The organism is Planktotalea sp. (genome assembly GCF_039984035.1).
In the GTDB taxonomy this organism is placed as follows: domain Bacteria; phylum Pseudomonadota; class Alphaproteobacteria; order Rhodobacterales; family Rhodobacteraceae; genus Planktotalea.
Map to the genome: position 1 here is coordinate 1 of NZ_JBDWVM010000069.1, position 13,064 is coordinate 13,064.

13 protein-coding genes are annotated in these 13,064 nt (G+C 55.0%); 3 read left to right on the forward strand and 10 right to left on the reverse strand.

Features of this window, described 5'->3' with window-relative positions:
- From ABJQ89_RS02995 to ABJQ89_RS03015, 5 genes are all read right to left on the reverse strand, one after another.
- Positions 1-198, reverse strand: a 198-nt coding sequence (locus ABJQ89_RS02995) for a hypothetical protein (RefSeq protein WP_348494788.1), incomplete at its 3' end; no start/stop codon positions are given.
- Positions 198-596 carry a DUF6497 family protein gene (locus ABJQ89_RS03000; RefSeq protein WP_348494789.1) on the reverse strand — a complete coding sequence of 133 codons (399 nt, stop codon included), beginning with the start codon at positions 594-596 and terminating at the stop codon, positions 198-200. The genes ABJQ89_RS03000 and ABJQ89_RS02995, both read right to left, overlap by 1 nt.
- Positions 596-940, reverse strand: a complete 345-nt coding sequence (locus ABJQ89_RS03005; protein ID WP_348494790.1) for a hypothetical protein — start codon at positions 938-940, stop codon at positions 596-598. The genes ABJQ89_RS03000 and ABJQ89_RS03005 overlap by 1 nt, the downstream gene beginning before the upstream one ends.
- A complete protein-coding gene (locus ABJQ89_RS03010) occupies positions 940-1,722 on the reverse strand; it encodes a hypothetical protein (RefSeq protein ID WP_348494791.1) in 783 nt (260 codons plus the stop codon). Before ABJQ89_RS03010 ends, ABJQ89_RS03005 begins: the two co-directional genes overlap by 1 nt.
- Before the next feature lie 9 nt (positions 1,723-1,731).
- Positions 1,732-3,264: an acyl-CoA carboxylase subunit beta gene (locus tag ABJQ89_RS03015; protein ID WP_348494792.1), complete on the reverse strand. Its 1,533-nt coding sequence runs from the start codon at positions 3,262-3,264 to the stop codon at positions 1,732-1,734.
- Positions 3,265-3,507: 243 nt separating this feature from the next.
- Here ABJQ89_RS03015 and ABJQ89_RS03020 point away from each other — a divergent pair, with 243 nt between their 5' ends.
- From ABJQ89_RS03020 to ABJQ89_RS03030, 3 genes are all read left to right on the forward strand, one after another.
- Positions 3,508-4,722 (forward strand): multidrug effflux MFS transporter, encoded by a 1,215-nt coding sequence (locus ABJQ89_RS03020; RefSeq protein ID WP_348494793.1) that lies wholly within the window; start codon positions 3,508-3,510, stop codon positions 4,720-4,722.
- A gap of 64 nt (positions 4,723-4,786) precedes the next feature.
- Positions 4,787-6,187, forward strand: coding sequence for a short-chain fatty acyl-CoA regulator family protein (locus ABJQ89_RS03025; RefSeq protein WP_348494794.1), 1,401 nt, complete (start codon positions 4,787-4,789; stop codon positions 6,185-6,187).
- Positions 6,187-7,032, forward strand: coding sequence for an alpha/beta fold hydrolase (locus tag ABJQ89_RS03030; protein WP_348494795.1), 846 nt, complete (start codon positions 6,187-6,189; stop codon positions 7,030-7,032). The genes ABJQ89_RS03025 and ABJQ89_RS03030 overlap by 1 nt, the downstream gene beginning before the upstream one ends.
- Position 7,033: 1 nt before the next feature.
- Here ABJQ89_RS03030 and ABJQ89_RS03035 read toward each other — a convergent pair whose 3' ends face one another.
- From ABJQ89_RS03035 to betI, 5 genes are read right to left on the reverse strand one after another with little or no spacing between them, the layout of a single operon-like run.
- Complete coding sequence (locus tag ABJQ89_RS03035; protein WP_348494796.1) at positions 7,034-7,684, reverse strand: thermonuclease family protein; 651 nt, start codon at positions 7,682-7,684, stop codon at positions 7,034-7,036.
- A gap of 55 nt (positions 7,685-7,739) precedes the next feature.
- On the reverse strand, positions 7,740-9,389 hold the full coding sequence (betA, locus tag ABJQ89_RS03040; RefSeq protein ID WP_348494797.1) for a choline dehydrogenase: 1,650 nt from the start codon (positions 9,387-9,389) through the stop codon (positions 7,740-7,742).
- A gap of 32 nt (positions 9,390-9,421) precedes the next feature.
- Positions 9,422-10,879, reverse strand: a complete 1,458-nt coding sequence (betB, locus tag ABJQ89_RS03045; RefSeq protein ID WP_348494798.1) for a betaine-aldehyde dehydrogenase — start codon at positions 10,877-10,879, stop codon at positions 9,422-9,424.
- Between the two features lie 35 nt (positions 10,880-10,914).
- The gene (betC, locus tag ABJQ89_RS03050) at positions 10,915-12,423 is read right to left on the reverse strand and encodes a choline-sulfatase (RefSeq protein WP_348494799.1); all 1,509 of its coding nucleotides are present in this window, start codon (positions 12,421-12,423) and stop codon (positions 10,915-10,917) included.
- The gene (gene betI, locus ABJQ89_RS03055) at positions 12,420-13,004 is read right to left on the reverse strand and encodes a transcriptional regulator BetI (protein WP_348494800.1); all 585 of its coding nucleotides are present in this window, start codon (positions 13,002-13,004) and stop codon (positions 12,420-12,422) included. The genes betC and betI overlap by 4 nt, the downstream gene beginning before the upstream one ends.
- Positions 13,005-13,064 lie beyond the last annotated feature (60 nt).

Sequence of the window (13,064 nt, forward strand, 5' to 3'; positions counted from 1 at the left end):
AATGCGTTTCAGTTCTACAAGACAACCCTGTAGCCCTGTCCCTCTCGAGGTATAGGTCCATTGGGTGAACCTGCCGCTGACTTTACGGGAGCTGGGGGTAAAAAGATACGTATCACGCGCCAAGGTGGCGCTTTGTGACTCAGAAGCCTCAACAGAGCCTTCGGATGAGCTTTGCCTCGCAACATATTGTGGTTTCATCAAAACATCTCCAACATGCAGGTATCATTTTGGACACTAAATGCCTCGAACACCTGCTCAACTTCGGTATTGCTCACACCAAATTCGATTGGCTCTGCAGAGAGAGACACCACGATCTGTGCGGGCAATGGCGCGTCCTTGAGCAAGTTTTTCAAACCAACCTCATTGCACAACGCCTCTAGATCGTCCCCCAAAGCTTCAAAACTGGGGCGTGTCAACGGGCTGGCCAAATCAGGCGCCACAAACCGCAAGCGAACGATGTCCGCGTCCAGATCAACGCGCTTTTCAAGAAGGGTCACGGACTGGCCCGAAGGCACTTCAACGAGCATCTGTGCAGACGCACTTGTCACCGCAAAAACAAAGGTGAAAACAGCGCATGATTTAGAATAAAAGCGCATCACGTCCCCTCCCCGATCTTGGCCCAATTCAACCAACGCTTACGGCGCGTAGCATCATTCAAGAGTTCAGAAATCTGATACTCAATCGACCCGGAAATCGGCGCACTGGCTTGCCCCCCCGCGGTCACGAGCAACCCGTCGCCTTGCTGCTCAACGCGCACGACAGGAGAAAACCCGCGCACATTCTGAAGCACACGCCACATGTCCTGCCTGATCTGCTGCGCAAGCCGTGTGGGACTAGCCAACGGAAACTCTGCCTGCGCGCTGACGTCAAAACGAGCAGGGACACGACGAGAAACGGTCGTTTGAGCACCATCGCGCTCTATGTACCAGTTCTTTTGCATTACGCGTCACTCGCCTTTTGGTCCATGCATTGGTCATCCACAGCATCGAACTGCATTGAACGGCTCGTCGAAAAGTTAAGCAAACTCACGCCATAGCTTTTTCTTGCAGACACTGTGATCTTCGCAGGCAAATCTTCTTCCCCAGAAAGCGCCTGAAACCTAGATATAACAAACGGATCTCTTAACGCGTAGTTACACGCGGTTCTAAATGCGAAACGATCCGCTTGCTTCGCTGTCTCAGCGTTGTCCGCCTCAAATACCAGTGTGAGAGTTGAGTCATCGTTGCGTGTTTTCATCTCAAACTTTTTGATGACCCAGCCTTCGATTGGAGCAGGGAAGTTTGGAAAAAGAACCCTTCCTTTAGGTCTCAAACAGGCACCATCCTCAACGGCAATAGGCATTATTGTATCAAACATTGGCTCAACTGTTTTTGTCTTTGAAATCACTTTCCCTTGCAGGTTCACTCGGAAAACATCGCTTCGCTTCACACCCACTGCTGGACGGTAACTGACACTGGACAAAAAGCCTCCACAGATGCTTTTAGCTAATTCCCCCACCTTAATTTGATTTAATTGGCCACTTACAGGGACGACTGTCACATCCAGCAACCACTCATCGTCAAATTCAATCCATTCAGTACGTTGGACACCCCATTTTACGCCCCTCGCATTGAAAGTCGCATCATAATCAAGCTCACTGCCATAGGGATCACGCGTCAAAAACCACCAGCCCCCTGTAAGAGAAAGCCCGATAATTAGAGAAACAATGAGAAACTCACGCAATTTCATATCTTACAGCGGAATATTGTCGTGTTTCTTCCACGGGTTTTCCAAACGCTTGCCGCGCAGAGATGCGAAAGCACGGCTCACACGTTTGCGCGTGCTTTGCGGTTGGATAACCTCGTCGATGAAACCACGCTCAGCGGCGACGAACGGGTTCGCAAAACGATCCTCATAATCTGCCGTGTGCTGCGCGATCTTATCCGCGTCGCCCAAATCAGCGCGGTGGATAATCTCTGTCGCGCCTTTCGCGCCCATCACAGCGATCTCCGCTGTTGGCCATGCATAGTTGAAATCACCGCGCAGGTGCTTGGACGCCATAACGTCATAGGCACCACCGTAAGCTTTACGCGTAATCACCGTGACCTTTGGAACCGTCGCTTCGCCATAAGCGAAGAGAAGCTTCGCGCCGTGCTTAATAACGCCGCCATATTCCTGTGACGTACCGGGCAAGAAGCCCGGAACATCAACAAAGGTCAGGATTGGGATCTCAAACGCATCGCAGAAACGCACAAAACGCGCGGCCTTGCGGGAGCTATCGATATCAAGGCAGCCCGCGAGAACCATCGGCTGGTTTGCCACAACGCCCACGGTCTGACCTTCAAGGCGGATAAAGCAGGTGATGATGTTCTTGGCGAAATCTTCCTGAATTTCGTAATACTCAGCCTCATCAGCAACCTTAGCGATCAATTCTTTCATATCGTAAGGCGCGTTGGCATTGTCGGGGATCAATGTGTCCAAAGATTGCTCAATCCGGCCCGGCTCATCAAAGAAGGGGCGCACAGGCGGCTTTTCACGGTTGTTGAGCGGCAAGTAGCCCACAAGGCGGCGCACCTCGGCCAGCGCCTCCACGTCGTTCTCAAACGCACCGTCGGCAACGGATGATTTCTTGGTATGCGTCGACGCACCGCCCAGCTCTTCTGCCGTGACGACTTCGTTCGTGACGGTTTTCACAACGTCAGGGCCGGTCACGAACATGTAAGAGCTGTCCTTGACCATGAAAATGAAGTCAGTGATCGCAGGCGAATACACCGCGCCGCCCGCGCAAGGCCCCATGATCACGCTGATCTGAGGAACGACGCCAGAGGCCATAATGTTGCGCTGGAAGATGTCTGCATACCCTGCAAGCGCATCAACGCCCTCTTGGATGCGCGCGCCGCCTGAATCGTTCAAGCCAATAATGGGCGCGCCATTTTGGATCGCCATATCCTGAATCTTGCAAATCTTCTGCGCGTGCGTTGCGGAAACAGAGCCACCCAGAACCGTGAAATCCTGAGAGAAGACATAGACCATGCGGCCGTCAATCGTGCCCCAGCCTGTGATGACGCCATCGCCTGCAGGGCGCTGGTTTTCCATGCCGAAATCCGTGCAACGATGCGCGACAAACATGTCGAACTCTTCAAAGCTATCCTCATCCAGAAGCAATTCGATGCGCTCACGCGCTGTGAGCTTGCCCTTGGAATGTTGCGCATCGATACGCTTTTGACCGCCGCCAAGACGCGCAGCCTCGCGTCGTTCGGAGAGTTCGTGCAGGATATCTTTCATCGCATGTCCCTTCATCGCGCACGCATTCGCGCGCTGCTGTTTGTCAACTTTCCAATTGCGATACCCTTTGCAGGTGCAGAAAAAAAGGCAAATCTGGCAAATTTGCAAACCCCTTAGCGGATACATGTTGCTAATAGCAAATTTGCTAACTCAACAATGCTAACCGCTGAAAACTTCCGCAACGCCGCGACGTCGCAACGACAGGCACTGTCCGCCACCGTAATCACGCGATACAGAATACGTATGAACACAGCATATGCTTCGCGATTCCTGAGTCGCGCCACCCCGCCACATATTGCCACTTTGATTTTCCTCGCAGGCATTTCTGCGCTATCGATGAACATCTTCTTGCCATCCCTGCCGGCAATGACCGCGTATTTCGAAACGCAATATTGGGTTATGCAACTCTCTGTCGCGGCCTATTTTGCGGTGAACGCGATCCTGCAGATTCTCGTGGGGCCGATTTCAGACAACCTGGGACGGCGCCCTGTCATTCTATGGGGACTCGCCCTTTTCGTACTGGCGTCCCTCGGCTGTGTTTATGCCCCAAACGCAACCGTATTCCTCGCATTTCGCATGTGCCAAGCCGTGATTGTCTCCGCAATGGTGCTCAGCCGAGCGATCGTTCGCGATGTGCTAAACGCGGATCAAGCCGCATCGATGATTGGCTATATCACCATGGGCATGGCGATCGTGCCGATGATTTCCCCTATGGTCGGCGGTCTGCTGGAAGAAACGTTCAATTGGAAAGCCTCTTTCTGGCTGATGGCTCTAATCGGCGTTGGTCTTTTCTGGGTTTGCTATTTTGACCTTGGCGAAACAAAAAGCGCCACAGGCGAAACTCTGAGACAACAATTCGGGCATTACCCCGAGCTGTTTGCCTCACCGCGGTTTTGGGGATATTCACTCGCATCCGGTCTGACCTCGGGCGCATTTTTTGCCTACCTCGGCGGCGCACCCTATGTGGGCACAGAACTCTTCAAACTTTCCCCTTCGACCTTGGGCTTTTACTTTGGCGCGCCTGCGCTTGGCTATTTCTTTGGGAATTTCTTCTCTGGGCGGTATTCCATTCAGGTCGGGATCAACCGTATGGTTTTCTATGGCGCAGTGATCGCATCGGGCGGCGCAATTGCGTCGCTGATCATCTTTAGCATCGGGCTTGGCAGCCCGGCTACCTTCTTTGGATTTATGACGCTCGTTGGCATCGGCAATGGCCTCACAATTCCCAATGCAACGTCTGGCATGCTATCAGTCCGGCCACATTTGGCAGGCACAGCGTCGGGCCTTGGCGGCGCGATCATGATTGGTATTGGCGCAATCTTGTCTGCGCTGGCTGGCATCATGCTCACAGGCCAAGATACGGCGATGCCCGTTCTATGGCTCATGGCGCTGAGCACCATTGGCGGGCTTGGCGCTGCCCTCTACGTGACACATCGAACCAAACAGGTAGACGGGTAATCCTTGCCTTAGCGGGTTTGCAAAGCTATTCCTATGGAATTGCAAAGTCGCAAAGAGGCGGGAAATGGCTCTCCAGAAAATCTACGCCGGATCAAAGCTGCGGGAATTGCGCGGCCAAGTCGCCCTAACCCAAAAAGACTTCGCCGCGAAATTGGGCGTCTCGCTGCCCTATCTCAATCAAATGGAGAACAACAAGCGACCGCTGTCGACGACCGTTGTTCTGGCGCTGGCACAGGAATTCGGATTTGACATCACGGAGCTGAGCTCTGGAGATGCCGAACGCCTTGTCACGGACATGCGCGAAGCGCTCGCTGATCCCGTTCTCGATAGCCTTGAGCCGCCTTTGGCCGATCTGCGCCTCGTGGCCTCAAACGCCCCTGCCCTTGCTCGGGCCTTTCTAGAGCTACATCGCGCCTACAGCCAAACCCATGAGCGCCTCGCCTCACTCGATCAAGCGCTGGGGCGGGAAGACGGACAGATGCAACCCAGTCCTTGGGAAGATGTGCGCGACTTCTTTCATTATTGCGACAACTACATTGATGCAGTGGACCGCGCGGCAGAGCATTTCGCGCATGGTGGCCCGCAAGATGCAACCATTCAGGAACGTGTCGACACAGCGCTGCGTGCGCTTGGTATCGAGCTGCGCATCGCCCCTGTTGATACCATGCGCCATTACGATCCAGATGCGCGCCTGCTGACCATCTCTTCGCGCGCGGCACCGGCCACACAGAATTTTCAAATGCTCATGCAAATGGCCTTGATCACGCAAGAAAAACTACTTGAAGCGACGCTCGATCTTGCACGTTTTCAAACCGTAGAGGCACGCGCCATCGCGAAAATCGGTCTCGCCAACTACTTTGCTGGTGCGGCCCTGATGCCCTATGGTCCGTTTCTCGCTGCCGCACTGGAAACGCGCCATGATCTTGAGCGACTGGCCATCCTCTTTGGCGCATCCATCGAACAGGTCGCCCATCGCCTGTCCACGCTGCAGCGCCCCGGGGCGAAAGGCATTCCATTCTTCTTTGTGCAGGTGGATCAAGCGGGTTCTATCACCAAACGCCACAGCGCAACCCGCTTGCAATTTGCGCGATTTGGCGGCGCTTGCCCGCTCTGGAACGTGCACCGCGCCTTTGAAACACCGGGGCGTTTTGTGCGCCAATTGGCCGAAACACCAGACGGTGTGCGCTACATTTCTCTGGCGCGGGATGTGTTGAAACCGGGCGGATCTTTTGGCGCGCCAGTGCGCCGTTTTGCCATCGCCCTCGGCTGCGAAGTGACCCATGCCAACCAGCTCGTTTATGCGGACAGCCTCGATGTCTCCAACGCATCGGCCTATGAGCCCATCGGAATATCCTGCCGCATTTGCGAACGCACGGGCTGTCATCAGCGCTCTGTCCCACCGTTAGAACGCCGCCTGCGGATCGATAGCAACAAACGCGGCGTGTTGCCCTACGAGGTCGGCTAATGCGGCTTATTCTACTGATCCTGACGCTCATCGCCCCTTTGCCGTTGCAAGCTGGTCTGCTCGATTTGCTCCCCCTCAAGCGCATCGAGCGCAAAATGCTCTACCCACTTTCCGCAAGTGAGGTCGATCCAAGCGCGATAGGTCTTCAGCGCGCAGAGGTGCATCGTTTTGACCAAGGCAGTTACGAATTAGTTGTTTGGACCTTAAAGGCCCAGCGCGCGAGTGCCCCAACCGTTCTCTATTTCCATGGCAATGCAGGCAATTTGGCAACGCGCGCCCAGCGGTTTGCGACGATGCAAGGCCAAGGATTTAATGTGATTGCCATGTCCTACCCCGGATCATCGGGCAGTGGCGGATTGCCCTCAGAAGAGACAATCACAAACGACGCGTTGGCCGTTTACAAAAGCGTTGGTCAACTGATTGACGGGCGCACCTCGCAAGATGTTATCCTCATGGGCGAAAGCCTTGGCTGCGCCGTGGCAATTGCTTTGCTCACGCAGCTCGATCCCGATGAACGCCCGTCCGGCATCATTCTGGAAGCGCCCTTCACCTCCACGCCAGATATGGCCCGCGCTGTGACGGATGTGCCAGACAATCTCGTCGAGCGCATTCAGGATCGTTGGGAAAACCTTGCACGTGCAGGGGCATTAACCATTCCTTTGCTCGTGATCCATGGCAGCGTGGATGAGGTAACACCGCCGCGTATGGGGCGCGCGATTTTCAATGCGGCGCCAGTAAAAGATAAGGACTTTTTGCTGGTTCCCAATGCCACGCACAGCGGCACATGGCGCTCAGATACAATGCCCCGTCTGTGGCGTTTTATCCGCGCTTACGGGGCCAACTAGATTAGCGTCTGGCTTTGCGCCAACCGCTCGCGCGTGCGTCCTGTTCTGAACAGAACCAGCGTTCACCTTTGTTAAGATTAATGCCTGTGCGTTCATAGTCACGTTGCCCCGGCATGTGATAAATCTGGCCGCTCTTGGTGATATTACCCTTGATCGCGCAGGTGCGATCCGGCGGAATACGGCCTTTCGCGCGCGTTGCGCGGTACTGAGCTGGGTCTTGAACGCGGCTGGCGTGAAGCCCGCGATCATTGACCGCCGCCCCCTTCTCATCCAGATCATATGCCATCGAATATTTACGATAAGCAAAGGCCAAACCGCGAGAAACCAACTGCTGACCAACGTCGCGCCCGTCAATAGAACAACGCGCCACGACGCGGCCGTAGCGATCCACGTTAACCTCGCGACAGCGCGCGCGTTTACCATCAAAGAGCGTTCCAACCGTCGAGGTCACCCATGCACCGCATGCCCAAGAGGTACCCTGTTCCGTCTGGCAAGTTTGCTTGTCTTCTAGCGCATCAATTCCGTGCAATCGCACCCGAACGCCCGCAACGTCAAAGGTATCGCCATCAATGACCCGAACACGCCCCATGACATCCGCAGAGGCGGGCAGCACGATGACGAAACTTAAGATAACCAAACAAACCTTTAACATGAGGCTTGATATGAGGTCCTTGAACCTGCGGATCAACCCGTTTTGTTAATAAAGGTTAACGCTGCGAGGTTTCCCAGTTCGGGTGAAGCCAAGGCCGGTCATTGCTTTTGGCCAGCATATCGCCGCCTAAGATGTGATCGGCTGCTTTTTCCCCAACCATGATCGACGGCCCATTCAGATTACCATTGGTGATCCTCGGGAAGATCGAGCTGTCAGCAACGCGTAAACCGGTCACGCCAATCACGCGGCATTCTGGGTCAACCACGGCCATGGGATCATCGACGCTGCCCATCTTGCACGTGCCACAGGGATGATAGGCGCTTTCCGCGTGCTCCGCGATAAAGCTATCAAGCTCACTGTCCGTTTGCACATCCGCGCCTGGCTGGATTTCATGCTTCACATGGTCTTTGAACGCATCTTGTTCAAAAATTTCGCGGGTGAGGCGAATACATGTTCGGAAATCCTCCCAATCCTCAGGCTTACTCATATAGTTGAACACGATTTTGGGCGGCGCGGCGGGATCGGCGCTTTTCAAACTGACGAAGCCACGCGAAGGGGATCGCATCGGCCCGACATGGGCCTGAAACCCATGCCCTTCCGCCGCAGCTTGGCCATCATACCGCACCGCAATTGGGAGGAAATGATACTGAATGTCAGGGTAGTCGACGCCCGCTTTGGAGCGAATGAAAGCCGCGCTTTCGAACTGGTTCGACGCGCCCAAGCCAGTTTTGGTGAACAGCCAACGCGCACCGATCAATGCTTTGGACACGATGTTCCAGTAACGGTAGAGCGTGATGGGCTGCTTGGCTGCGATTTGGATGTACAGCTCCAAGTGATCTTGCAAATTTTGCCCCACGCCCGGCCTGTCTGCGATGACCTCGATACCGTGCTCTTGCAAATGCTCCGCAGGCCCAATGCCCGACAACATCAGAAGTTTTGGAGAATTGATCGAGCTTGCCGCGATGATAACTTCTTTCGCTGCGCGCACCTCTTTGCCACCCGCAAGGGCAACACCGACCGCGCGCCCGTCTTCAACAATGACGCGCTCCGCCAGACCGCTAATGATCTCACATTTCCCAGTCTTTTGCGCAGGGCGTAAGTAAGCATTCGCCGCCGACCAGCGCCGCCCCTTGTAAACGGTTTGCTCCATCGGGCCGAAGCCCTCTTGCTTTTCGCCGTTGTAATCACCGGTGGTTTCGTAACCCGCTTGCCGCCCCGCTTCGACAAAGGCCTTAAAGAGCGGGTTGGAACGTGGGCCACGACTTACGTGCAGCGGCCCCTTGCGCCCGCGCCAAGCCTTATCGCCGCCATGACCGCCGCTGCGCCAGTTTTCCATGCGTTTGAAATAGGGCAACACATCCGCATAGGACCACCCTGTCGCGCCGCTTTCTGCCCAGTGGTCAAAGTCTTTGGCGTGACCACGGACATACACCATCCCGTTGATCGAAGAAGAGCCACCCAGCACTTTCCCACGCGGCGTTGCGAGCCTGCGGTTGTTCAAATGTGGCTCAGGTTCTGACTGGAACCCCCAATCATACCGCGACATGTTCATCGGATAGCTCAGCGCAGCAGGCATCTGGATGAACGGACCCGCGTCCGTGCCGCCATATTCGATCACAGCAACGCGATGCCCTGCTTCGCTCAAACGATAAGCAATTGCGCAGCCCGCAGAACCCGCGCCGATGATGACATAATCAGCCTGCATTGTAGCCCCCGGACATCAGTGGTGCGAAGCTTTTAGAATGGAGCATCAACAGCCCCCATGCGCACATAAACGGACTTCATCTGGCTATAGTGTTCGATCGCAGCTTTCGAATTTTCGCGCCCGACGCCTGATAGCTTTGCACCGCCAAAGGGCGCTTCAACCGGAGCATCGTTATAGGAGTTGATGAAGCAAGAGCCCGCTTCGATCTGCGCGATAACGCGATGGCCACGGGTTAAATCGTTGGTAAATACGCCTGCAGACAGGCCATATTCCGTTTCATTGGCGCGCGCGATTGCCTCTTCCTCGGTATCGAAATCGAGAACAGCCATAACGGGGCCGAAAATCTCTTCGCGTGCGATGGTCATATCGTCGGTCACATCGGCAAAGACCGTGGGCTCCAGATAGAATCCATCACGATCAAGGCGTTTGCCGCCGTAGACCAAACGTGCACCCTCGGCTTTGCCTTTCTCGATGTAGCTTTCAGCGATTTGCACCTGATTTGCAGAGACCATCGGGCCAAAGTTCGTGGCCCCATCCATCGGATCGCCGATCACAGCCTCTGCCAAACGTTCTGACAGACGCTTCAGGAAAGCTTCTTTAATTCCAGCTTGCACGAACACACGTGTCCCGTTTGAACACACCTGCCCAGAGCTATAAAAGTTCGCTAGGATCGCGCCGCCAACAGCGTCCTCAAGGTTTGCATCATCAAAGATGATCAAGGGCGATTTGCCACCCAGCTCCATCGTGACATGCTTGATGCCTTCCGCCGCTGCGGCATAGACCTTACGACCCGTCGGCACCGACCCAGTCAGTGACACTTTATCAACGCGAGAATCCACAACCAAAGGCGCACCGACAGTGCCCGTGCCTTGGATCACATTGTAGAGCCCAGCGGGAAGGCCTGCTTCCCATAGAATTTCAGCGACTTTCAACGCACAGAGCGGCGTCGTCTCAGACGGTTTAAAGATCATCGCATTACCACAAGCGAGCGCAGGCGCGGCCTTCCAGCACGCGATTTGCGTCGGATAATTCCAAGCGCCAATGCCAACGCAGAGGCCCAACGCTTCGCGGCGCGTGTAGACCCAATCCTCGCCAAGCTGAATATGCTCACCCGTCAAAGAGCCCGCAAGACCGCCAAAATACTCAAGCGCATCCGCGCCAGATGTCGCATCGACATAAAGCGTTTCGGACATCGGTTTGCCCGTATCAAAGGTTTCCAGCACCGATAGATCGTGATTGCGTTCGCGGATCATATCAGCAGCGCGGCGCAAAATCCGGCCCCGCTCTGTGCCTGAGGTGGCAGCCCACGCCTTTTGCGCAGCTTTCGCGCTGGTGATGGCTTGCTCAATGATCGCGGGGGTCGCTTCATGGACAGTCGCAATCCGCGCGCCCGTCGCAGGATAGATCACAGGAATTTCGGCCCCTGCTGTGTCTTCGACGTATTGGCCATTGATAAAGTGACTGGCGATAGGTTGTGTTGGATAGGGCATGCTGCCTCCGGCGGGGTATCAAAAAAGGTGAAGGTCTATTCGCCTCGTGGAAAACGTTGATTTTCCTCAAGAACATTCAGGTCCATGTGATTGCGCATGTAGCGCTCTGACGCTTTTTGAAGCGGTTGATGATCCCATGGGAAATACTCCCCATTGCGCAACGCTTCATAAACAACCCATCGGCGCGCCTGCGAGCGACGCACCTCTTCATCGAACCGCTCTAAATCCCAGCGCTTTTCAGATTTGGCGCGCAGGGTTTGCAGCGTACCTTGATGCGCAGGGGCTTGCGCGAGATTTGTCAGCTCGTGCGGATCAGCGTCCAGATCAAAGAGCTGGTCGGGGTCAAGCAAGCACCGTGTGTATTTCCATTTGCCGTAGCGCAGGCACACCAAGGGCGCAAAACTCGCCTCGGCCGCATATTCCATCGCGACAGGCGCAGTGCGCTCAACGCCTTGGCCCATGGGAACAAGGCTCATACCTTCGGTCCACGGCATCACCTCTTCCATGCTCACCCCAGCGAGATCGCAGAGCGTCGGACAGACATCGATGTTGCTGACTGGCGTTTCGATGAGGCCCGTTTCCATGTCAGGCGCACTGATCATCAACGGAACGCGCGAGGCACCTTCAAAGAAGGACATTTTGAACCACAGTCCGCGTTCACCCAGCATATCGCCGTGATCAGACACAAAGAGGATGATCGCCTCTTGCCGCGTGGTTTCCAGCGCTTCCAAAACTTCGCCGACCTTATCATCAAGGTAGGAAATATTAGCAAAATATGCGCGGCGCGAACGACGGATATCTTCATCCGAGATGTTAAAATTATCGCGATCGTTTGCATCCAAGATACGCTGAGAATGGGCGTCTTGGTCTTCATATGGGATTGGACCCACCTCAGGCATGAGGTGTTCGCAATCGGCGTAAAGGTCCCAATACTTGCGCCGCGCTACGTAAGGGTCGTGCGGATGCGTAAAGCTGACGGTAACGCACCAAGGACGATCATCCTTGCCGCGAGACAGATCATAGATTTTGCGCGTCGCGTGATAGGCGACCTCATCATCATATTCCATCTGGTTGGTGATTTCAGCGACACCCGCGCCCGTCACCGAGCCCATGTTGTGATACCACCAATCGATCCGCTCACCCGGCTTGCGATAATCCGGCGTCCAGCCGAAATCTGGTGGGTAGATATCTGTGGTCAGGCGTTCCTCAAACCCATGCAGCTGGTCAGGGCCGACAAAGTGCATTTTGCCACTGAGACAGGTTTGATACCCTGCGCGGCGCAAGTGATGGGCATAGGTCGGTATCGACGACGGGAATTCCGCCGCATTGTCATAGACCCCTGTCATCGACGGCAGTTGCCCCGACATATACCCTGCCCGTCCAGGCGCGCAGAGCGGGCTGGCGGTGTAGGCGTTTTTGAATCGTGTGGAACGCGCGGCAAGCTTTTTCAGATTTGGCGCATGTAGCCAGTCTGCGGGTCCATCTGGAAACAAGGTTCCGTTCAATTGATCGACCATAAAAATCAGGATGTTTGGCTTGCTCATTTGGAAGAATCCCCAAGTTCGACATGCAAATACTGCAGAACCTGCTGCGCGGCGATTGCGTGATCACGGTCTGATTTAACGAGGCTTTGACGTAGATAAACACCGTCGATAAGCGCGGCGAGACGCGAGGCGACATCGGGTGCACGCGTGCCCAACATCGGACGCAAAGCATGCACCAAATTTGAGCGCAACCGCGCTTGATAAATGCTCAACAACCTTTTCGCATCTGGCACCGTTTGGGCGAGCACATAGAAATTGAGCCACGCCGCGATCACGTCGGGCAGAAAGTTTGAGCTGGAGAAGGAGGCGGTTACGATCGCTTCGGCCCGCTCTAAGGGCGTCTTGGCTTTCTTCAACGCAGCGCTAACCTCTGAGCCATAGACCGAGAGTGTATAGCGCATTGCCGCCAGAAAAATCTGTTCTTTTCCACCAAAATAGTGATGCGCTAAAGCCGAAGACATGCCCGCCCGCTCTGCAATCGCTTTCACGGTTATGTCGAGCGATCCTTGTGCGCCGATCTCATGGATCGTGGCTTCCACCAAAGCCGCGCGGCGGATCGGTTCCATCCCTAGTTTTGGCATATCGCCCCCAATCAAATATCGACGGCGACTCTAATTTGTTTTTTATTGACTGGTCAATCA